We start from the raw sequence: 21,234 nt of genomic DNA, 5'->3' as shown, positions 1-21,234 counted from the left end.
TGTTACCGTAGGCAATGGCTAGCTTTCTCACTTTAATAACCTCCCTTCGTACGAGGTCTTTCTCCATGTTCAAATCTGGCCTGTCTTGCAGCACGATAGGCTTTCTCAGTTGCTCTAGAATCCATATCACAAAGATAGTTACTATCATCACCGAAGAGTTCAAATTTTCCTTTATGGTTTATCCCAGGATAGGCCGCAAAATAGTCCCCATCGATAGTATTAAAGTTATATTTATTGGGCCAATTGCCGTTATCATTGTAAGCTTCATTTTCTATGGACCATAATATGTCATCAATATCTGCACCACTTGGAATATTCCCAACCACAAGGATGGCTGTCTGGGACTTACCGTAAGTATCAGGATCATCTTTTCCCAGCTCATAAAAACGGTTGATTTTATCTGCATCAGCATCGGTCATCTGACCCTTGACCTCAACGTAAAGATCGCCACCAGATCTGCCGTCTACGCCGTGAAGAAGAAAGTCTGGAAGATAGGTCAACCCATTTCCAAGGTTATATCCTTCAGGTTCATACTCGTAATCAATACCACAAAAATCGAAGAATACTGCCCAGCGGGCCTCAAGCCTTGACCTGAAGAGGTAGCCTTTGTATTCAGTTTGTATTGCTTTTATCTTTTTCATAAATCTAAATGACCTCCTTACACTGAGATGAAAAGTAGCGGATTGTATAGTTCTTGCGTTTTGCCCAGTTAATCTCTGCTCTCATGCCGGAGGAAATGTGGCTTCCAAACACCCAAACCTCGGAGCACTTTGACATCAGTACATTTCCAAAGAACAAACCAAGTTCTCGTTCATCAGGATCACTGTCATCAAGAAACTGAGTGAAAAGAAGATGCGGAGCGATGGGGATATATCCCATCACCACCGCGAACCTGCTATAGCGTCTGGCAGAATCCGTGTTACTTTCAATATCACCGGAATAGGGTGAGCAGATATACACAAGAGGCCGGAAGGCTCTGGCAGCCTTTTCTCTTTGTTCGATCTTAGTTAAGGCATCATAAGCAGTGGGGTCGTAGTAACCTTCTGCGTTGAATTTATCAATTCCCATTAGTAGAACCTCCCTTTATGCTGGCCTATCGGAAATCTTCATCTTGTACCATTCCAGGTATCGCTTGCGCTGTTCATAGTCTGGAACAGAGAGAAGTAGTCCGATATCAACTTTTTGAAGTGTCTCGAGCATTTTAACTTGGTCATCGGTTAGGTATGGACGGATGCTAGTGCCTTTTTCAAGACCATATTTTTGTCTGATTTGCTTGGCAGACATCCCTGTTACAATGCGGTTTATCATGTCGCATTCATTGCTGAAGTGATAAGGTTTGGGTTTTTCGTGAAGTAGCTTTATGTTTTCGGTCAGTAGAGGGAAATCCTTACGAGCTGTAACCAAAGTTGTGATGAACTCTTCCATTGCGTTGAAGCGTTTGATGTAAATCTCTTTGAATCGCATTGCCTTTTGACCTGTGTATCCCATAACAAGCATTGTAAAACCATCGCGAGTCATCATATAACAAGGTAGCTTTCTTCCTGTACTATCCTTGTAATAGGAGAGCTCATAATTGGATTCAATGAAATCTTTACTCAATCCAGAATTGGAGTCAGTGATTTTGGATATATCACGAAGTACATGGAAGTGTTCTTTTTCAAAGTGGTTTGCTACAAATAAACTATCTGCCCAAGCAATATCCCGAGCATCAGCAAATATACCGTATTTGTCTTTTGGAATTAATTCTTTCATTAGAATTCCTCCAATCTTGACTTACTGCACTCAGGACAGAAGATCGAAGTTCCATAAAGGTCGCTTTCTCCATCACAAAATAATTCTGAGATGTCCACACAGATTTCAACACCGCAATCTGGGCAGGTGGTAAAGACATTGTCATCATGGATTTCTACCTTGATTTCCAATGTGTCGTTGATTGATTCTTTTACATAAAACATATTCATTACCTCCATTTCTTGAAGGCTTAAGTGCCTTCTACTGTTCACAGGACAGAAACCTCCCCTGTGAGTAGTAAAAGGACTAATCTTTTTTATAGAAATTAGTTTCATAACCATCTGCCCTCATTAAGAGCCCTTTTGCCCAAGGCGGGGTATGGCTCATTTGATTGCAAATAGTTTCAGTGGATGTTTCCATACCAGCTTCGATGACAATTTCATCATGTACATGAATGACGATGTTGTAATCCTTGAGAGCTTGCATGGAATAACATAGAAGATCACGACTGGTTGCCTGGACGATGTTCTCCACAAACTTTGGGCCATAGCTATCAATGCGTTCCCATTTTTTTGTGCCACCAACGCCTTCATAGGTGATGCAGTCTGAACCAAACATATTTGTTCCAATGCGAGGTTTTACATAGGAGAGTCTTCTTCCAGAAGGGAGGGTGATAAAGAGCATTCCACTTTGATAAGAAAACCGGATGCCATGTGTTTCAGTGACTGTCCGTTCTCTAACAGCTTTCATGGCAGCCTTATCGACTTCCCACCAAAGCCTGACTATATTTGGGTTGGTGGTGCGCCAAGCTGTAACCAGGGGCTGCAGTTCATCTTCATTAAGACCCATCTCCAGAGCACCCATGGCTTTAAGAGCGCCAACGGAGCCGCCATAACCAAGGGCCAGTTCTGCGATCTTACCTTTTTGCCTTAAGTGACCGTTGACTCCGTGCTTTGAAACAGGAACACCAAACATCTGAGAAGCAGAAGCACAATAGATATCACCACCAGATTCGAAAACTTGCTGACGCCATTTTTCTCCGGCAAGCCATGCAATAACTCTGGCTTCAATAGCAGAGAAGTCTGCGACGATGAATTTGCGACCAGCGGCAGGGATGAAGGAGGTGCGGATAAGTTCAGAGAGAACCTCGGGTATGGAATCATAAAGCATTTCTATAGCTTCAAAATTGCCGCAGCGAACAAGGGCTCTTGCCTGTTCTAAATCAGGGAGGTGGTTTTGAGGAAGATTCTGAAGCTGAATAATTCTTCCTGCCCATCGTCCTGTTCGATTAGCACCATAGAATTGGAACATTCCACGTGCACGACCATCGGCGCAAACGGCGTTTTCCATGGCAGAGTACTTCTTAACAGAGGACTTTGCCAGTGACTGCCTAAGCTCCAATACTTCTTTAAGATCAGGTGGAGCAGTTTGAATGAGTTCTGAAACCACTTTTTTACCTAATGAGTCTGTTTCAAGTCCCTGGTCCGACAACCAGTTCTTCATCTGTGCTACGGAGTTAGGGTTATCAAGATCCGTTAGTCTTTTCATTTTCTGGAGCAGCTCTGAACGAGAGCGAGTATCCATCTTTATTGCTTCGTTTACAAAAGGCATATCCAAGGAGACACCACGATCATTGATCTCCTGGTCAAGGTGGTATTCACTCCACACTTCTTCAGGCACGGGAAACTTTGTTAGTTTTTCCTGGATGGCTATTTCAGCTTCGACATCACGAAGGTTGTAGGACTTAAATTCAGACCATTTATCAGGAGCGTGGACTGGTAGATTTCTCGACCGACCACCATTTGTGGCGGTTGGGCTACAGGGTTTACAAAAGTATCTGATCAGATCTTTCCCTTCAGATAGTTTTTGCTTTTCAAGACCAAGAACAGCGCCACTGCCTTCAAGGGAGAGGGGTAAACCCATATATGCAGACCAGACCATGGTGCATCGCCATGATTCTGGACTTAGGTATTGGCCATTAGGTAATCCTAGCCACTTAGATAAACAAATTCTTTCAAACTGGGCATTAAAGGCCCACTTAGTAATGGATGGATCAGTAAGGGCTGATTGTATTTCTTCAGGAAGTTTTTCACCACTGGCAAGGTCGATCACCTCGATATCGCTACCATCTACGGAGTAACCAAAGAGCAGGATCTCAAAGTCAGATGATTCTATATAGCGGTAGACCCCGCTTTTGGCGAGGTCTACACTACTATAGCTTTCGATATCGATGCTTATTGTCCTCAAGAGAGGAAATCCTCATCAAGGTCAGTGGCGAAATCGTCCTCAGCCCTGGACTTTCCACCAAGAGGCTCACCGTCTTTTATTTTCTGGAGGTTGTTTAGACCGCAGGCGATTCCTCTGTTTCCGTTGCTGTTAAAGGCATAGAAGTTAATGCTTGCCCTACCATATACTCCGCTGTAAACTTCGGAGCGAGTAAGAATAACATTTCTGTCAGCATCTACAATGCCTGGAGCAGTAGCAGAGTTTGCGTTGATGAAGTAGGCATTGGCATAGGCTGGATCGTCTGGTCTTTCCAAATCTCCGTCTCTAAGAGGCGTTTTGATACTTGTAAGAGGTGGGATGGATTTACCGTTGCCTTTGAGCTTTGCTTCACCTTCGTGGTAAGCAGCCTCAATGGCAGCTTTGACTTTGGCTATAGTGGCAGTATCTGATTTTGGAATGATGAGGGACACCGAGAATTTTGGGGTACCACCGTTGATGGATTTTGCTTCCCAGACATTGGCGTAAGACCAGCGAGTGTCAGGACCTGTGATAACTTTCATGGGGTTACTGTTTGATTTGTTTGCATTATTGGACATATGATTTTCCTCCTTAAATTTCATTAAAATCGTGTTGTGCTGTATTAATTGGCGGACGTTTGTCACTCTCGGGAACCAGTGTTGGTTTCCCTTGTGGCTTTTCAATGTAGCTTCCTAGAATATCCTCAAATCGCTTCTTACCGATAAGAGAAGTCATGGCAGTAATGCCAAGAAGCTTTTGTTCAAATGGATCAAAGCCTGCTGCACTGACGGCTTTAGCAACCACAGTTTCATCGGTGTATCTTCGATTGGAGCGTCCTTCGACCAGCTTCCATCCGTTCCACTGCTTTCCGCTGACTGCTGATTGCAGTGCGTAATCTTTGATATCTGATGCCCAAGAGATTAGACCATCGATTTTACTTAGGATTTCTTCAACCTCGTAATCATCCAGTAGAGGGGGCATCTTGAAGTCGTATTTGGCCAGCTCCATGTTGTGCTCAGCTCTGGTGCGGCATTCGTGCTTTGCTTTACAAAATCCACACCAATCACCACACTTGAAGTCCCCTTCACCAGCAAAGGCCAGCTCTGCAGTTGGTTTAAGAACTTCATTAGCCCATTGGTATAAAGATTCTTTGGTAACCGTGTGAGTGGATATGTTGTTTCTACGGGGTTGGTAGATAGTCATGGAAACCGTGTCGATGTCATAGATTCCATCGAAGATTTCTAGGGCACCTAGTGCATAGAGTTTCATCTGAGGATTGTCTTCAGATTCAACTAAAATGCCCTGTCCATGCTTGTAGTCGCATACGTGGATCTCTGAATCAGCTATGATCAAGCAATCTCCGGTACCGAAGCCGCCTTCAACGTACTTAGAGAAGTCCAGCCTTTGCTCGATAAGAACAACCGGGTCCGCGCATTTTTCTTTTGCAGCTTCTACCAGTTCAAGAATGTAAGCTGCATAGCCATTCGCGCATTCTTCCATCTCTTCACTGTAGTAGGTGAGATTTTCTGTTGGATCCTTGCCAGGGAGTCCAAGTGCAACTTTTAATTTGTACTCACATAGGGTATGAGCATCGGTGCCTTCAGCAGCGTAGCTACTTCCTTTATCTTCATAAGACTCACTGAGCCTGACAGAAGGAGGACAGTTTAACCACCTATGAGATGAAGAGGCTGAAAGAAGTGCATGTTTACCCATTTCCAAGTACCTCGGCTTCTGCTAGGAGTGCTGGATAATCGGAAGAATTAATTTCTGAGAGCTTATCAGCACCATACTTTTGAAGTAGCTCTCGAATTTTTGCGGTATGGCCATCTCGACTTTTTTCAGCCAGAACCGCTCTAACTTCTTCAAGAGCTATGGCCTTTTCTTCTGGTGCAGGATTTTCTGGTTTAGCAGGTGCTGGTTCATCGCTACTACTGAACATGCTGGAAAGAGACTGAGATATGCCTATCAGCGTTTCACCACATTGGTTCAGCTCTTTCACTAATAGAGAGAGTTCACTCATTTTGCCCATCTGGTTTTCCTCCTTTTTCTTTCTCTTGCTGCGATAGCGTTGTAAGCTTCTTAGCAAGGCGCTTTGACACTACGCTGATGGCGGTAAGAACATCGGCCAGCTCTTCATCCATTTCAGGATCCCGACTCTGAGTATCAGTTTGGTTTGCTTGATTCTGCATTGTTTAACCTCCGTTCCGAGGGCTGTTTTGTTCCCCTCAACCTTCACAGGACAAAAGTGAGAAGTTTGAGTAATGACTTTGAAAAATAATTTTTATGATGCCCTCTGATATCAACAGGACACCAGAGGGCATTTTGAGTAATGAATTAAATCCAGTCTTTTAGGACTTCTCTTAGTTGGGAAAAAAGCTTGAGTTTGCGATTGTTGACTGTCTTTTGAGCGCAACCAATGAACTCAGCAATTTCTCGTTCAGTTTTTCCTATACTAAAGAGCTCAGCAATACGGCGATTCTCAGGGTCTAGTTCATCCAGGGCAGCGAAGAGTTCCTCAAGAAGCAGCTTGTCCTCCACGAGTTCATCAATGTTTATTGAATCAGGAACGTCGAAACCATCAGCACTGAACTTGTCCAATGACAGAACACTGCCTGTCCGATCAATTAGTGGTAAACCTTTTTCAGCACGTTCCAGATCACATTCACGGCAATTTCGAGTACATCTTTTTGTGCCACCTTTGCCATCACTGATGATGCAGCGTTTCTCGCGCTCTTGACGTTTTTTCTCCGCCCATAACGGTTGCTTATAGGCGCGATACACTTCTTCGGTGACTTCAACAACTTGATCCTCGATTGTTAGGTGCCATGATCCATCGTAGAAGTCTTTGTTCGTTGGTTGACTTTGGTTTTCGTTGATTGACATATAAATAGCCCTCCTTCGGCTTAAAACCGAGATGGAGAGCTCATATGCCATAGCTAATAAGCCACAAGGCAGACTGGTACCGTAGTCAGGAGTTATCTCCATCTCAAACTGGCACCAGCACTTCCAAGTGGCTGGAGCATGCGTATTTAGTTTTTCATCACTCAACACTTGGAAGATGCCTGTACATGGCTGTTAAATGATGTTTTGTTGATCAACGAGAAATTGGCGATTACCAATTTTAAATTGAAAATATATATTACATATGTTAAAATACATTAACGTCTCATTGATCTCTTTTATTGTATAAAATGGGGCATAGTGAATTTAGATACTTTGGGATACTGTGAGATACTTTGGATACTTTTTGGGGGAGGTGCCAAACTGCATGATGTTTACGGAGTTAGTCCATGCCATTCATCCACATCTTATGAAAGATGCGGATGTACCTGATTTCATGAGAAATATTATTCAGATGCTATGTGATATACCAGAAGAAGATTGGTCAACAAAAAAAGACCCGTCGTCTGAACAAGCCAACAAGGATTCATCCTTGAGGAAGTTCTATACAAAGGGTCCAACAAAAAAATTGGCTAAATCGATGCTTGGTAGATTAACAAGTGAGAATTTTATTGAAGCAATTTATCATGATGATTCACTCAATGACCGAACTGATACAGTTCTCGAGTCTTTAGCTGAAGACATACAACCTTTCGCGGAAGATGTTGATAAAGATAATGTAGGAGAAGTCCTGTTTGATTTGTTTAAGCAATCATTAGATTTTATTGTTAATCCTGAACTAGAGAATGATAGAATAATTGCTTCTGCCAAAGAGGCTTCTAGAAAAGCTAAGGGTATTTATGGACTAGGTTTACTTGAAGATTGCAGACACACTTGCTCGTATCCTGGATGCGGGAAACATCTACAAACTGTAAATGACAAGTACCACACAGCTAATAATTATGAAGTAGCCGGTATCAAAGGAAGCAGATCATTATCATATGAAAATTTGATTGCTATGTGCCATGATTGTTTTCAGAACTATGTATTCAAACATACAAAAACAGAAGAGAAAGACCTTGTTACGATCAAAAAACTCCAAAGTGATGCTCGTAGTATGCGACAAACCCTCGATGAGGTTGCTATTGAAAAAGGCATAACCAAGGTTATCTATAATCTTAGTAAAGCAAAACCAACACAGCTATTATCCCTTAACTATGATGCATTGAGGGTACCTGAGAAAATTGATGAGGAGCTATATCTATTTCTTGTCGATGAAGTGACAGCACATGTGACCAAGTATTACCTATTTATTGAAAAGACGATGAAGGACTTGGCACAACAAAGTCAATTAAGTGATGGATTACTTCGAGCGCAAATCGCAGATTCCTATAGGAAATTAGCAGAAAAAAAGAAAAGTCCAGAGATAATATATAGTGCCTTGTCTGAAAAAATTAGAAGTATTACTAAACAGGATATTAGATTTTGTTCAATTGTAGTTTCATATTTTATTCAATCATGCGAGGTGTTCGATGCTATTACCAAATAAGCTTTTTTCATATAACGAAAGTGTATTTTCAAAGTTGCCAATTATATTGAGAGCATTGGATCAGCCTAAGACTCCACATGAACTCTTATTAAGTTTACAGAATACAATTAAAAGTCCCTTAGAACTATTGGGTGCTCTTGATTGTTTGTACGCACTTAAGGAAATAGAATTTAATGAAGAGGAAGGTAGGGTTGTACGATGCTTAAAGAAATAAGTTGTGAACTATTCAAGATCAACGGGAAGACACGTGAGCCTATTCGTTTTCATAAAGGGCTTAACATAATACTTGGTGGAGGAACAGGTGCAAATTCCATAGGTAAGTCCACAATGTTACTTATAATTGATTTTGTATTTGGTGGAGATGCATATGTAAAAAGTGATGCTGTAAAACAGTTAGATAATCACAGTATAAATTTTATTTTTGAGTTTGATGAAGTACCTTACTATTTTGTTAGGCATACGGCTACATCTGGAGATTTTGTTAGGTTAGACGAAAACGGAAATATATTGGAAATTCTGAGTAGAGAAACCTACACAAAATGGCTTAGTGAAAAATACCACATGGATTACACAGGTTTAAAATTCAGAAAAACGATAAGTCGATTCTTCCGTATCTACGGCAAGAATAATTATAACGAGCTACGACCATTACAAATGAGGGGTGGAAATGAATCTCAAGAAGACGCAATACATGTGCTCATAACACTTTTCAAACAATACGATAATGTAGTTGCGTTTGAAGAACAATTGAAGCTTGCAGAAAACAGAATCAAGGCATTCAGAGATGCCCGTAAGTTTCAGTTTATTCCAGCAGCAGTTGATGGGTTAAAAAAATATGAAGATAACATCAAAGCCATTGCTGCGCTGAAACAAGAAAAGATCGAATTAGAAAGAACTCATAACCAAACAGTTGATACTGATGAGGTTAATAAGGCCAATCAGATAAATGCTTTAACGATTCAAATGCAGGATACTCGCAGACTAGTAAGTGAAAAAGAGAATGAATTACACTTAATCGATCTGAATATTAGGCAGGGAGTTTATCCGACAGAAGCCGATTTAATGAGTTTGCGTGAGTTTTTTCCAGAAGTGAATCTTCAAAAATTAATAGATATTGAACGCTTTCATAATAAAATCCAGGCAATACTTCAAGATGAGTTAGAAGCTGCAAAAGCGAGGTTAAAAGAGGAACTAATACCATTGAATCATTCGGTAAAAAAGCTGCAGTCAATGGTAGAAGAAATAAAACCCTCTATGGCGTTTAGTAAAGAGTTCCTCGAGGCCTATACCAGAATTGATCGTACAATTCATAAATTAGAAGATGAAAACGAGGCCTTTGATACTCGCAATACATTACAAAATGAGAAAAAACGAGCAAGTGATAGGCTTAAAGCACAGTTACAGACGATTCTAAGAGTTATTGAATCGACTATAAATGAACAAATGAGTGAAATCAGTGATTTTGTTTCATATGGGAATGATAATCCGCCGGTTCTTGGAATTAAAGAATATAATAGCTATTCTTTTGAGACTCCAAGAGATACAGGTACGGGCACAAACTATAAAGGGATGCTAATCTATGATATCAGCATACTTAGAAGTACTGTGTTACCTGCATTGGCTCATGACTCACTTCTCTTCCCTAATGTGTCGGATGAATCCATTGGTAGAATCTTAGAACTTTATACAAAAGAAAAACAGAAACAGATATTTATTTCCTTTGATAGAGATAAGAAGTATGATGCAGCAACTCAATCAATAATCAAAGAAAATACAGTACTAAAGCTAGACATAGATGGGCAGGCGCTATTTGGTTGGAAATGGGGTAGAAAGGATGCTGAAAATGAAAATCCAATATAATAAACTTTGGAAAATACTCATTGATAAGAACATGAAAAAAGTTGATCTCAAAGATACGGCTCATATTAGTTCTAATTCCATTGCTAAACTTGGTAAAAATGAACCTGTTAGGATGGATGTATTGATGAAAATAGCCAAAGCGCTAGATTGCAAGGTTGAAGATCTGTTTGAAACTATTAGTGATGATGAGAATGAATAAGTAAGAATCAACCAATAACAATAGTTCTTAGAAAAGTGTTTTTAAGAGCCAGCTACAAAATTCAATACAAGTATCAAGAAAAAACAAATCAAACTCGGACTATTAAGGTCTCCGAGTAACTATCATAATAATTGGAGGTATTCAAATGACAAGTGCAGCACAACGCGCCAAATTACAGTCACAGATCTGGAAAATTGCCAATGATGTCCGTGGTTCTGTAGATGGATGGGATTTTAAACAGTATGTTTTAGGGACACTTTTTTATCGCTTTATTAGTGAAAACTTCTCTTCTTATATCGAGGGTGGTGACGATAGCGTCAATTATGCAGAACTCAATGATGATGTTATAACCAATGAAATCAAAGATGATGCAATTAAAACTAAAGGTTATTTCATATATCCTAGTCAGATGTTCTCTAGGATTGCTAAAACTGCTAATACAAATGAAAGTTTGAATACAGATTTAGCTGCAATATTTTCTGCTATTGAAAGCTCCGCAAATGGTTATCCATCAGAACTTGATATTAAAGGGTTATTCGCTGATTTTGATACTACAAGCAATAGATTAGGAAATACTGTGAAAGATAAAAATAGTCGTCTGGCAGCTGTTATTAAAGGCGTTGAAGGGCTTGATTTTGGTGAGTTCGAAGAAAATCATATCGATCTCTTTGGTGATGCTTATGAGTTTTTAATTTCTAATTATGCTGCCAATGCTGGTAAATCCGGTGGCGAGTTTTTTACACCACAGAGTGTTTCTAGACTGATTGCACAATTAGCAATACACAAGCAAGCATCCATTAACAAAATTTATGACCCTGCAGCTGGTTCAGGTTCCCTACTTTTACAAGCAAAAAAACAGTTTGATGCTCATATTATTGAAGATGGTTTTTTTGGACAAGAGATCAATCATACTACCTATAACCTTGCACGAATGAATATGTTTTTACACAATATAAACTATGATAAGTTTAATATTGCTTTGGGCAATACACTTTTAGATCCTCACTATGGTGATGAGAAACCTTTTGATGCTATTGTGTCTAATCCGCCTTATTCCGTAAAATGGATTGGAAGTGATGACCCAACGCTTATTAATGATGAGCGATTTGCTCCTGCAGGTGTATTACCGCCAAAATCTAAAGCGGATTTTGCTTTTGTACTTCATTCTCTTAGTTATCTTTCAAGCAAAGGAAGAGCCGCTATCGTTTGTTTCCCTGGTATTTTTTACCGAGGTGGAGCTGAACAGAAAATTAGAAAGTATCTGATTGATAATAACTTTGTAGAAACAGTTATTTCATTAGCGCCTAACCTTTTTTATGGGACCTCAATAGCTGTTAATATCTTAGTGCTTTCTAAACATAAAAGTGATAATAAAACTCAATTTATTGATGCAAGCGGGATAGATTTTTACAAAAAGGAAACGAACAATAATATATTAACAGATAAACATATTGGAAAAATTATGAAAATGTTTGACGATAAAGCAGATGTTGAGTATGTTGCAAAGTCTGTTGATTATGATGCAATAGTTGAAAATGACTATAATCTTTCTGTTAATTCTTACGTCGAAGCTAAAGACATGAGAGAAATCATTGATATAAATGAACTAAATGCGGAAATAAAAAAGACTGTAGAAAAAATAGATAAGCTTCGTACAGAGATTGATGAGATTATTGAGGTGATTGAATCATGATGAAGTCAGATTTTATGGATAAATTACTTGACGGTGTTGAAGTAGAATGGAAAGCATTAGGGGAAATTTCAGAAATTTATGGCGGACTTACAGGTAAAAGTAAAATTGACTTTGAAAATGGAAATGCCGATTATATTTCTTACAAGAACATCTTTGATAATATTGAAGTTGATTTTGAAAAACTTGAATCTGTAAATGTTTCCACTTCCGAAAATCAGCACAAAGTAAAATATGGGGATGTGCTATTTACAGGATCATCAGAAACTGCAGAGGAAGCAGGCATGTCTTCTTCTGTTACTACAAAGTTTGATGGTTCAGTATTTCTGAACAGCTTTTCTTTTGGTGTAAGATTTAATGACGATATTCATATAACGCCGCAATTTTCGAAATATTTATTCCGCAGTCATTTTATGCGTACAGAAATTGCAAAAACTGCTAGTGGTGTTACGCGTTTTAACATATCAAAAGCAAGATTTAAAAAACTGCAAATTCCCATCCCAGCACTTGAAGTGCAAGCCGAAATCGTCCGTATCTTAGATACATTCACAGAGCTTACAGCAGAGCTTACAGCAGAGCTTACAGCTCGTAATAAGCAATATAACTATTACCGTGATAAGTTGTTGATTTTTGAAGAGGGTGAAGTTGAGTGGAAACGGTTGGGGGATGTTGGTGAGTTTATTAGAGGCAAACGCTTTGTGAAAACCGATATAATTCTCGAAGGTGTACCGTGTATTCACTATGGTGAAATGTATACTCACTACAATATATGGGCAGGTGAAGCAAAATCATATATCTCCGAGGAATTAGCTATCAAATTACGAAAAGCAACATATGGTGATGTTGTTATGGTCGCGGCGGGTGAAACAATTGAGGATATTGGTAGAGGGACGGCATGGTTAGGCGATGAAGATGTTGTTATTCATGACGCATGCTTTTTTTATAAAAGTTCGTTAAATCCTAAGTATGTTGCATACTATACAAGAACAAAATCCTTCCACGATCAGATTAGAAAATCAATATCTTCGGGAAAAATATCTGCCATCAATGCCAAAGGCTTTGAAAAGGTGATTATTCCTGTTCCATCTCCAGATGAACAAGCCCGCATCGTCTCGATTCTTGATAAATTTGATGCTATAACATCCTCAATCACTGAGGGGTTACCGCGTGAAATAGAGCTTCGCCAAAAGCAATATGAGTATTACCGCAATATGCTTCTTAGTTTTCCAAAAGAGGAGGTGTAAAAATGGCAGACTTTAAACCTATTGCAGAATCAAACAACTTTATAGTTTTAGATAAATATACAAAGATAGAACAGCAAGGAAGTGGTTATCAAACCGAAGCTGATCTTGAGCGAGAACTGGTTCAAGATCTAGTCAATCAAGGTTATGAGCATCTGCCCAGTTTGAATACTCTTGATAAAATGCTTGCTAATATTCGTGTTCAATTGCAAAATCTTAATAGTGTTGAGTTTACTGAAGCTGAATGGGTCAGATTTTGCGAACAATTTTTAGATAAACCAAGTGACAACCATATTGATAAAACACGCAAAATTCATACTGATTATATTTATGACTTTGTCTTTGATGATGGCCATATTCAGAATATTTATCTCGTAGATAAAAAGAATGTTGCGAAAAATAAGGTGCAAGTGATCTCTCAGTTCGAACTGAAAGGAACTCAGGCTAACCGATATGATGTGACGATTTTAGTTAATGGCTTGCCAATGGTTCAAGTGGAATTGAAGAAGCGTGGAATTGCCATTCGAGAGGCATTTAATCAGGTGCATAGATACAGCAAAGAGAGCCTAAATGCTGAGAACTCTCTATTTAAGTATTTACAGATTTTCGTGATATCTAATGGAACTGATAGCCGTTATTTTGCGAATACAACAAAACGAGATAAGAACAGCTTTGATTTTACTATGAACTGGGCGAAATCAGATAATACCCTGATTAAAGACCTTAAGGATTTTACAGCAACTTTTTTTCAAAAAAATACTTTACTGAATGTATTATTCCACTATTCAGTTTTTGATTCCAGTGATACTTTACTTGTCATGAGACCCTATCAAATAGCTGCAACTGAAAGAATCTTGTGGAAAATTAGAAGTTCATATCAAGCCAAAAAATGGAAAAGTCTCGAAAGTGGAGGATTTATTTGGCATACAACGGGTTCAGGTAAAACTCTGACCAGCTTTAAAGCAGCTCGTTTGGCTACTGAACTGGATTTCATAGACAAAGTATTTTTTATTGTAGATAGAAAAGACCTAGATTATCAGACGATGAAAGAATATCAACGGTTTTCCCCTGATAGTGTAAATGGTTCAGAAAATACAGCAGGCTTGAAGCGTAACATAGACAAAGATGACAATAAAATCATCGTCACTACGATTCAAAAATTGAATAACCTGGTTAAAGGTGAATCCGATTTACCTATATATAATAAGCAAGTGGTGTTCATTTTTGATGAGGCTCACCGTTCACAGTTTGGTGAAGCTCAAAAAAATATTAAGAAAAAGTTTAAACAGTATTATCAATTTGGGTTCACAGGCACACCTATTTTCCCTGAAAATGCTTTGGGCTCTGACACTACTGCTACAGTATTTGGCAGAGAATTACATTCTTATGTTATAACAGATGCAATTAGAGATGAGAAGGTATTGAAATTCAAAGTAGATTATAACGATGTACGTCCTAAGTTTAAATCTATTGAGATGGAACAAGATGAGAAAAAGTTATCAGCAGCCGAGACTAAGGAAGCATTATTACATCCTGAAAGAATCAAAGAGATATCACAATATATCTTAAATAATTTTAGACTTAAAACGCATCGTTCTCACGTTAATGGAAAAGGGTTTAATGCTATGTTTGCTGTGAGTAGTATTGACGCAGCCAAACTTTATTATGAATCATTAAGCAACTTACAGAAGGATCATGAAAAACCTCTAAAAATCGCGACAATCTTTTCTTTTGCTGCTAATGAAGAACAAAGTGCTATAGGTGAAATCCTTGATGAAACTTTTGAACCTTCTGCTATGAATAGTAGCGCAAAAGAATTTTTGACTTTGGCAATGAAGGATTATAACACCATGTTTAAAACTAATTATGGTGTCGACAGCAACGAATTTCAAAATTATTATCGTGATCTTTCGAATCGAGTAAAAAGACAAGAGATTGATCTCTTAATAGTGGTAGGGATGTTTTTAACAGGTTTTGATGCACCAACATTGAATACACTATTTGTTGATAAAAACCTCCGTTTTCATGGTTTGATGCAAGCATTTTCAAGGACTAATCGTATTTATGATTCCACCAAAACATTTGGGAATATTGTTACTTTCAGGAATCTGGAACAAGCGACTATAGATGCTATCACTCTTTTTGGTGATAAAAACACTAAGAATGTGGTGCTTGAAAAAAGCTATAAAGAATACATGGAAGGTTTCACTGATATTTCTACAGGCGAAGCCCGTCGTGGATATGTAGATGTAGTTAAAGAGTTAGAAGCTCGTTTTTCAAATATTGATGACATTGTCACTGAAAAAGATAAAAAAGATTTTGCGAGGCTCTTTGGTGAATATCTGCGGGTTGAAAACATCTTACAAAACTATGATGAGTTTTCTAGTCTAAAAGCTTTGCAATTGATAGATATACATGATCCAGAGGCCATGGAGAAATTTAAAACTGTTCATTATCTAAGTGATGAAGATATCAGTGTTATGAAGAAAATTAAGATGCCTGAAGAAAGAGTTATTCAAGACTATCGGTCTACTTATAACGATATTCGTGATTGGCTTCGACGTGAAAAAGCAGGTAAAGAAAAAGAAGATTCCACGATTGATTGGGATGATGTTGTCTTTGAGGTAGATTTATTAAAGTCACAAGAAATCAACCTAGATTATATCCTCGAATTGATTTTTGAGAAAAACAAGAAGTCAAAAGACAAAGCATCATTAGTTGAAGAGGTACGTCGATTAATTAGATCCAGTGTGGGAAACCGCGCAAAAGAAAGCTTAGTAGTTGATTTTATCAATCAAACAAATTTAGATGAGATTCATGATAAAGCGAGCATTATTGATGCGTTCTTCTCATTTGCGCAAGCAGAACAAAAACGTGAAGCAGAGGAACTGATTAATACCGAAGAACTTAATGAAGAGGCTGCAAAGAGATACATACTTGCCTCATTAAAAAGAGAATACGCTAGCGAGAATGGAACCGAACTGAATGAAATTCTGCCGAAGATGAGCCCTCTGAATCCTAAATACTTAACGAAAAAACAGAGCGTTTTTCAAAAGATCGCTGCATTTGTAGAGAAGTTCAAAGGCGTAGGAGGAAAAGTTTAATTCAGGGTCATTAATCTTTACAAGAAGGCATTACTTGAGTTAAGTACCTAGTGGTTATATTCCCATGAATAATCAAAATGCGAAAAAAGCTTTACAAGTTGGAATTTAAGACTCGTAGTTTGGCGCACGAATCTAGATAACATTAAAGGAGGGGTTTTATGAGTTTTGTACCATCTTTTTCAATAGGCTCAGTTGTTGGAAATGCAGATATCGTTAATGAATTCAAGTGTGGAAACATGGGAGGGATGCGCCGTTCCAAACAAACTAATACACTGGTGATTATTTCTGATCACACAAAAGGGCTATATGAAGATAAGTGGTTCGGAGATGTTCTTCACTATACAGGCATGGGCAAATCTGGAGATCAAGATATCAATTTCATGCAAAACAGGACGCTAAATGAATCAAAAACTAACGGCATAGATGTTCATTTATTTGAAGTTCTGAAAGCAGGCAACTACATATATAAGGGGCCAATTGAACTGTCGGCAGCACCATATCAAGAAACACAAAAGGGAGAGGACGGCTTACTAAGAAAAGTATGGATGTTTCCAGTGAAATTGAAGCTTGGAGAAACACCTGTAGATCAAAGCCTTTTAGAGGATCATGAAGAAAAGAAGAGGCAGCAGGCACGAAAATTGTCTACTGATGTGCTTAAGCAAAGAGCTACAGATAATCAGAGTAAGAATGTGTCGGTTAGATGTGTAAAATCTATATCATACATTCGAGATCCTTATGTTTCAGAATATGCTAAGCGTATAGCTGATGGGAAATGTCAATTATGTGGAGATGATGCTCCATTTACTGATAATGAAGGTAAACCGTATCTAGAAACACATCACATAGAATGGCTATCAAAAGGCGGATCGGATACAATTGAGAACACAGTTGCCTTATGCCCAAACTGTCATAGGAAAATGCATGTTCTTAATTCTGAAAAAGATATTTTGTTTTTAAAGGCAATCAATAATTACTTTGGTTAAATAATTTATTTAAGCTTGGTCTAGTTTCGACTGAATTATCAAGAGAGGTGATACTGTGCGATATAATATTCCTGCACTCGAAACTAAAAAAGCATTAAAATTTGCAAAAGAACTGGATGATTTAACTGTTGATGGTGATTTTACATTTAATGCCAATATGAGTTGGGTAAGACCGTTTGGTATGCTGGTAGCTGCTTGTAGTATGAAGCAATTCAGGAATAAGTATCCAGACAAACGGTTTAGAATTGAATGTAGTACCACTGGTGAGAGCATATCATACGCTTCGCACATGGGGTTTTTTAAATCTATATCCGATAAATTAAGTATCGGAAAAGAGCCCGGTGAAGCTGCAGGGAACAACAACTATATACCAATAACAGAATTAGATTTGCGTCAAATCCATAGAGATGAAATTTCGAACGGAAGAATGGTAGAAATGGGCGATGCGATTGAGATGAAGGCTTCAGAGTTAGCAAAAGTATTGAGTCGAGATAATGAAGAATTTCATTTATTGATTACATATCTAATTCGCGAAATGTTAAGGAATATACCTGAACACGCTGATTGTAATAAGGCATGGATTTGTGGTCAGTACTGGAGTGATGATACAGCTGAAATCGCAATTATAGATGAAGGTATAGGAATTCAAAGTAGTTTGCAACGAAATATGATACACAGGAAGTACATAGAAAATGATGAAGATGCAATAACAAGTGCGATTAAAGCAGGTATATCTCAAACTTTTCAACCATCTAAGCGAAACTCATCCGCCGATCCGTGGGCGAATTCAGGATTTGGTCTCTATATGGTAAGTGAGATATGTAAAGAGCTGCATGGATCTTTTTGTTTAGCTTCAGGAACGAAATACATTAATATTAATAGTGATGGAACAAATAATATTGGGGATACCTTTTTTAAAGGAACTGCGATAAAAATGACCATTTCTACAAAATCACTAAAAAATAGTAAGGCAATAATAAAAAAGATATCTAATCAAGGTGAAGCTCAAGCTAAAACAATTCGAAACGCCTTCAAGAAAGCATCAATGCCATCAAAAGGTTTAATGGACAATATATAGTGAATGCTAAAGCTCAGGAGATGGCTTTTTGCATCGAAATCTGCATTAATATAGAGATCGAATAGAATAATGGTTTATCAAAGATTGATTTGTTTCCGCTAATGGTAAGATGATAAATATTAGTATAGATATGTTTCCGCATACGGAGAGTGGTATCAAAAGTAGCGTGGACAAGTTTCCGCGTACTGATAAATGTATAAAAACACTCATGACATCAAGATAGGCCTATCGGGCCATGTGGAGGCTCTAGTATTGATGACAAGCGAATAGTTGGCTAAAGGTTCTGAAAGGCTTGAAATCAATAGGTTTATGATTTTTGGACTTGTAAATAAGAGACTGATAATTTTGAAATTAGTGGTCAAAAATATCTCCTAAATACTTACTTGTTGCAACACTATAAATATTTTGAAAAGGTCGTGTCAACACTTTGGATATTTAGGTAGGTCGTGTCAACGGTATGGATGGTGTGAAGGAGTATGATAAATTAGAATTTATCGGCGTGTGAAAAATGTAATGGCAACATATTCAGCTTAAATTTAAAATAAAATATAAAATATAGGAGATATACATGGATAATTATATAAAATTAAATGAAGATAGATGGGACAATGTGAATAATGACTATACTGAACCATGGACACATGAGGAATTCGAGGAAGTTAAGAATAAGCCATTATCTGTAGGATTAACGGTTGGTAAAATAGTTCCAAAAGAATGGTTTGAGAAGGCTAATGGAAAAAAGATATTAGGATTAGCTTGTGGTGGTGGTCAACAAGGACCGGCTTTTGCAACTAAAGGATATGATGTAACCATAATGGATTTTTCTAAATCTCAGTTAGATAAAGACGATATGGTTGCAAATAGAGAGGGTCTAAAAATTAATACAGTTCAAGGAGATATGACAAAACCATTTCCATTTGAAAACGAAACTTTTGATATAGTATTTAATCCAGTTTCAAATGCATATATTGAAGATTTAGAAAATATGTATAAGGAAGCCGCTAGGGTTTTGAAAAAAGGTGGATTGTTAATGGTAGGTTTTATGAACCCATGGATTTATATGTATGATGCTGATGTTGTTTGGGATAGACCTGACGAAGAATTACTTTTAAAGTACTCATTACCTTTTAATTCAAGAAAACTTGAGGAAGAAGGTAAAATAAAGATAAATCCAGAATATGGATATGAATTTAGTCATACCTTAGAATCACAGATTAGAGGACAACTTAAAAATGGACTTGCTATGATAGATTTTTATGAATCATGTGATGAAAGAAACAGATTATCACAATATGGAAATGACTATATAGCAACACTTTGCATTAAGTTATAAGATTTTATAATATCCTTAAGGGTTAATTTCTACAAATCCCAGTTTATCAAGCTTACCAAAGTAGAAGTTTCTAAGAGATAAAACCTATAAAACTTGTACTGATATTGTAGGGAAGGAAAAGATATCTTCCTCTATACTAGAATAAACCGAAAGAAAGGAGGAATCGAAGTGAATATTATCAAGTCGTTTAACAATACGATTGATTATCTTGAAACAGTTCTTGATGGTGAAATCAGCGAGAAGAAAGTAACTCAATTATCCGGATACTCTTATTCAATGTTCAGCCGCTTATTTTCTATTCTGACCGAAACAACGCTTTCAGAGTATTTAAGAAGCAGAAGATTAACTGAAGCAGCTATTATATTAAGAAACACAGATGAAAAAATTATTGATGTTGCATTTAAATTTGGATATGAGTCATCGGATTCATTTGGGACAGCTTTCAAGAATTTTCATGGATTCACTCCTTCTGAGGTAAGAAATGGGAAACCATTCAAATTAGTTTCTAGGATTCAATTAACACTAAGTGTAAAAGGAGGAAGAAGTATGAATATTACAATTCAAAATAAAAAAGCATTTACGGTTGCAGGTGTAAATGAACAAAACATTAATTCATCATTATGTTCAAGTATATGGGTAAGATTGTTTTCTAAGGTTAACCATGAAGAAATGTCAAAATTAGGGACAGGCGAATCTGTTGGGGTTTGCCACGATATATTAAACCTTGATAACCATGATGTTTTAGAAGCTAATACAATTAACTATATGGCAGGCTATATTATTAATGATGTAGAGAAAGCAAAAAGCATGGGATTAGATATTTTGGAAGTGGAAGAAGCAGAGTATGCTGTTGTAGAATTAATAGGATCTGTTCCGGATTGTATTCATAACGGATGGAAATATGCGATGGAAGTATTTTTTCCTGAGCATGGTTATGTTCATTCAGGAAAACCTGACTTTGAATATTATTATGAAGGAGACATGGATAATAAAGACTATAAAATGGAACTTTGGATTCCGATAATGAAAGCTTAAAAAATCCCAGTTAATCTGTCTTATACCTTTTAACGATAGTTTCTACCTATCGTTAAAAGGTTTATTGATATGTTTTCACAAACAGACAGGCTGATTTGACATACTTAGTGTTCACTCGTTTCATGGTGTTAGAGGAAACATATCTACACTGAACCTTTTAATTTTAGCTATACTTTTTAATTATTTCATCTGAATAAATGTAAGGGTATTCAAGTTAGATTTAATCACCAACGCTCCAATCAAAAAACTCAATACGGTAGTAATCTAATGCGTATCACAAGTCCGAGCACCTTTCTAAACACATTGA

Annotated in this window: 21 protein-coding genes; 11 read left to right on the top strand and 10 right to left on the bottom strand. The window is 37.6% G+C overall.

Annotation, left to right across the window (positions count from 1 at the left end; genetic code table 11):
* Positions 1–32: 32 nt before the first annotated feature.
* The 10 genes from ACOEN1_RS01455 to ACOEN1_RS01410 all read right to left on the bottom strand — a co-directional run bounded on the left by ACOEN1_RS01455 (position 33) and on the right by ACOEN1_RS01410 (position 6,858).
* Positions 33–641 carry a hypothetical protein gene (locus ACOEN1_RS01455; protein WP_422484632.1) on the bottom strand — a complete coding sequence of 203 codons (609 nt, stop codon included), beginning with the start codon at positions 639–641 and terminating at the stop codon, positions 33–35.
* 4 nt (positions 642–645) lie between these two features.
* Positions 646–1,068, bottom strand: coding sequence for a DUF4406 domain-containing protein (locus tag ACOEN1_RS01450; RefSeq protein ID WP_422484631.1), 423 nt, complete (start codon positions 1,066–1,068; stop codon positions 646–648).
* A gap of 15 nt (positions 1,069–1,083) precedes the next feature.
* The gene (locus ACOEN1_RS01445) at positions 1,084–1,752 is read right to left on the bottom strand and encodes a Rha family transcriptional regulator (RefSeq protein ID WP_422484630.1); all 669 of its coding nucleotides are present in this window, start codon (positions 1,750–1,752) and stop codon (positions 1,084–1,086) included.
* Entirely contained in the window at positions 1,752–1,955 is a 204-nt protein-coding gene (locus ACOEN1_RS01440) for a hypothetical protein (RefSeq protein WP_422484629.1), read from the bottom strand. Before ACOEN1_RS01440 ends, ACOEN1_RS01445 begins: the two co-directional genes overlap by 1 nt.
* An 82-nt stretch (positions 1,956–2,037) precedes the next feature.
* Positions 2,038–3,978, bottom strand: a complete 1,941-nt coding sequence (locus ACOEN1_RS01435; RefSeq protein ID WP_422484628.1) for a DNA polymerase — start codon at positions 3,976–3,978, stop codon at positions 2,038–2,040.
* Positions 3,975–4,553, bottom strand: a complete 579-nt coding sequence (locus ACOEN1_RS01430; protein WP_422484627.1) for a DUF2815 family protein — start codon at positions 4,551–4,553, stop codon at positions 3,975–3,977. Before ACOEN1_RS01430 ends, ACOEN1_RS01435 begins: the two co-directional genes overlap by 4 nt.
* 13 nt (positions 4,554–4,566) lie before the next feature.
* Positions 4,567–5,688, bottom strand: a complete 1,122-nt coding sequence (locus ACOEN1_RS01425; RefSeq protein WP_422484626.1) for a DUF2800 domain-containing protein — start codon at positions 5,686–5,688, stop codon at positions 4,567–4,569.
* Positions 5,681–6,004 carry an rRNA biogenesis protein rrp5 gene (locus tag ACOEN1_RS01420; protein WP_422484625.1) on the bottom strand — a complete coding sequence of 108 codons (324 nt, stop codon included), beginning with the start codon at positions 6,002–6,004 and terminating at the stop codon, positions 5,681–5,683. The genes ACOEN1_RS01425 and ACOEN1_RS01420 overlap by 8 nt, the downstream gene beginning before the upstream one ends.
* A complete protein-coding gene (locus tag ACOEN1_RS01415; protein WP_202623308.1) occupies positions 5,988–6,164 on the bottom strand; it encodes a hypothetical protein in 177 nt (58 codons plus the stop codon). Before ACOEN1_RS01415 ends, ACOEN1_RS01420 begins: the two co-directional genes overlap by 17 nt.
* Positions 6,165–6,309: 145 nt before the next feature.
* Positions 6,310–6,858, bottom strand: a complete 549-nt coding sequence (locus ACOEN1_RS01410) for a hypothetical protein (RefSeq protein WP_422484624.1) — start codon at positions 6,856–6,858, stop codon at positions 6,310–6,312.
* A 388-nt stretch (positions 6,859–7,246) separates the two neighbouring features.
* Between ACOEN1_RS01410 and ACOEN1_RS01405 the strand changes: the two genes are divergently transcribed.
* The 11 genes from ACOEN1_RS01405 (at position 7,247) to ACOEN1_RS01355 (ending at position 20,927) form a co-directional block, all read left to right on the top strand.
* Complete coding sequence (locus ACOEN1_RS01405) at positions 7,247–8,404, top strand: ABC-three component system protein (protein ID WP_422484623.1); 1,158 nt, start codon at positions 7,247–7,249, stop codon at positions 8,402–8,404.
* Positions 8,388–8,618 carry an ABC-three component system middle component 7 gene (locus tag ACOEN1_RS01400; protein ID WP_422484622.1) on the top strand — a complete coding sequence of 77 codons (231 nt, stop codon included), beginning with the start codon at positions 8,388–8,390 and terminating at the stop codon, positions 8,616–8,618. The genes ACOEN1_RS01405 and ACOEN1_RS01400 overlap by 17 nt, the downstream gene beginning before the upstream one ends.
* Positions 8,603–10,264 carry a DUF2326 domain-containing protein gene (locus ACOEN1_RS01395; protein WP_422484621.1) on the top strand — a complete coding sequence of 554 codons (1,662 nt, stop codon included), beginning with the start codon at positions 8,603–8,605 and terminating at the stop codon, positions 10,262–10,264. Before ACOEN1_RS01400 ends, ACOEN1_RS01395 begins: the two co-directional genes overlap by 16 nt.
* Positions 10,248–10,463, top strand: coding sequence for a helix-turn-helix domain-containing protein (locus ACOEN1_RS01390; protein WP_422484656.1), 216 nt, complete (start codon positions 10,248–10,250; stop codon positions 10,461–10,463). Before ACOEN1_RS01395 ends, ACOEN1_RS01390 begins: the two co-directional genes overlap by 17 nt.
* Positions 10,464–10,608: 145 nt before the next feature.
* On the top strand, positions 10,609–12,156 hold the full coding sequence (locus ACOEN1_RS01385) for a type I restriction-modification system subunit M (protein WP_422484620.1): 1,548 nt from the start codon (positions 10,609–10,611) through the stop codon (positions 12,154–12,156).
* Positions 12,153–13,397: a restriction endonuclease subunit S gene (locus tag ACOEN1_RS01380; protein WP_422484619.1), complete on the top strand. Its 1,245-nt coding sequence runs from the start codon at positions 12,153–12,155 to the stop codon at positions 13,395–13,397. The genes ACOEN1_RS01385 and ACOEN1_RS01380 overlap by 4 nt, the downstream gene beginning before the upstream one ends.
* Before the next feature lie 2 nt (positions 13,398–13,399).
* Positions 13,400–16,498, top strand: coding sequence for a type I restriction endonuclease subunit R (locus tag ACOEN1_RS01375; RefSeq protein WP_422484618.1), 3,099 nt, complete (start codon positions 13,400–13,402; stop codon positions 16,496–16,498).
* A 158-nt stretch (positions 16,499–16,656) separates the two neighbouring features.
* Entirely contained in the window at positions 16,657–17,481 is an 825-nt protein-coding gene (locus ACOEN1_RS01370) for an HNH endonuclease (protein ID WP_422484617.1), read from the top strand.
* A gap of 55 nt (positions 17,482–17,536) precedes the next feature.
* On the top strand, positions 17,537–18,559 hold the full coding sequence (locus ACOEN1_RS01365) for an ATP-binding protein (protein ID WP_422484616.1): 1,023 nt from the start codon (positions 17,537–17,539) through the stop codon (positions 18,557–18,559).
* Between the two features lie 568 nt (positions 18,560–19,127).
* On the top strand, positions 19,128–19,892 hold the full coding sequence (locus tag ACOEN1_RS01360) for a class I SAM-dependent methyltransferase (RefSeq protein ID WP_422484615.1): 765 nt from the start codon (positions 19,128–19,130) through the stop codon (positions 19,890–19,892).
* 168 nt (positions 19,893–20,060) lie between these two features.
* On the top strand, positions 20,061–20,927 hold the full coding sequence (locus tag ACOEN1_RS01355; RefSeq protein ID WP_422484614.1) for an AraC family transcriptional regulator: 867 nt from the start codon (positions 20,061–20,063) through the stop codon (positions 20,925–20,927).
* Positions 20,928–21,234 lie beyond the last annotated feature (307 nt).

This window comes from Gudongella sp. DL1XJH-153 (assembly GCF_049310905.1).
Classification (GTDB): Bacteria; Bacillota; Clostridia; order Tissierellales; family Tissierellaceae; genus Gudongella.
Note: the sequence above shows the minus strand (reverse complement) of the source record. Positions and strands in the feature narration are given on the sequence as shown.

What these genes read in the sequence shown, in the direction of transcription:
- ACOEN1_RS01425 (WP_422484626.1), bottom strand. Translation starts at nt 5,688, where the DNA reads ATGGGTAAACATGCACTTCTTTCAGCCTCTTCATCTCATAGGTGGTTA.
- ACOEN1_RS01415 (WP_202623308.1), bottom strand. Translation starts at nt 6,164, where the DNA reads ATGCAGAATCAAGCAAACCAAACTGATACTCAGAGTCGGGATCCTGAA.
- ACOEN1_RS01385 (WP_422484620.1), top strand. Translation starts at nt 10,609, where the DNA reads ATGACAAGTGCAGCACAACGCGCCAAATTACAGTCACAGATCTGGAAA.
- ACOEN1_RS01455 (WP_422484632.1), bottom strand. Translation starts at nt 641, where the DNA reads ATGAAAAAGATAAAAGCAATACAAACTGAATACAAAGGCTACCTCTTC.
- ACOEN1_RS01430 (WP_422484627.1), bottom strand. Translation starts at nt 4,553, where the DNA reads ATGTCCAATAATGCAAACAAATCAAACAGTAACCCCATGAAAGTTATC.
- ACOEN1_RS01445 (WP_422484630.1), bottom strand. Translation starts at nt 1,752, where the DNA reads ATGAAAGAATTAATTCCAAAAGACAAATACGGTATATTTGCTGATGCT.
- ACOEN1_RS01370 (WP_422484617.1), top strand. Translation starts at nt 16,657, where the DNA reads ATGAGTTTTGTACCATCTTTTTCAATAGGCTCAGTTGTTGGAAATGCA.
- ACOEN1_RS01375 (WP_422484618.1), top strand. Translation starts at nt 13,400, where the DNA reads ATGGCAGACTTTAAACCTATTGCAGAATCAAACAACTTTATAGTTTTA.
- ACOEN1_RS01405 (WP_422484623.1), top strand. Translation starts at nt 7,247, where the DNA reads ATGTTTACGGAGTTAGTCCATGCCATTCATCCACATCTTATGAAAGAT.
- ACOEN1_RS01380 (WP_422484619.1), top strand. Translation starts at nt 12,153, where the DNA reads ATGATGAAGTCAGATTTTATGGATAAATTACTTGACGGTGTTGAAGTA.
- ACOEN1_RS01440 (WP_422484629.1), bottom strand. Translation starts at nt 1,955, where the DNA reads ATGTTTTATGTAAAAGAATCAATCAACGACACATTGGAAATCAAGGTA.
- ACOEN1_RS01410 (WP_422484624.1), bottom strand. Translation starts at nt 6,858, where the DNA reads ATGTCAATCAACGAAAACCAAAGTCAACCAACGAACAAAGACTTCTAC.
- ACOEN1_RS01395 (WP_422484621.1), top strand. Translation starts at nt 8,603, where the DNA reads ATGCTTAAAGAAATAAGTTGTGAACTATTCAAGATCAACGGGAAGACA.
- ACOEN1_RS01360 (WP_422484615.1), top strand. Translation starts at nt 19,128, where the DNA reads ATGGATAATTATATAAAATTAAATGAAGATAGATGGGACAATGTGAAT.
- ACOEN1_RS01420 (WP_422484625.1), bottom strand. Translation starts at nt 6,004, where the DNA reads ATGGGCAAAATGAGTGAACTCTCTCTATTAGTGAAAGAGCTGAACCAA.
- ACOEN1_RS01450 (WP_422484631.1), bottom strand. Translation starts at nt 1,068, where the DNA reads ATGGGAATTGATAAATTCAACGCAGAAGGTTACTACGACCCCACTGCT.
- ACOEN1_RS01400 (WP_422484622.1), top strand. Translation starts at nt 8,388, where the DNA reads ATGCTATTACCAAATAAGCTTTTTTCATATAACGAAAGTGTATTTTCA.
- ACOEN1_RS01390 (WP_422484656.1), top strand. Translation starts at nt 10,248, where the DNA reads ATGAAAATCCAATATAATAAACTTTGGAAAATACTCATTGATAAGAAC.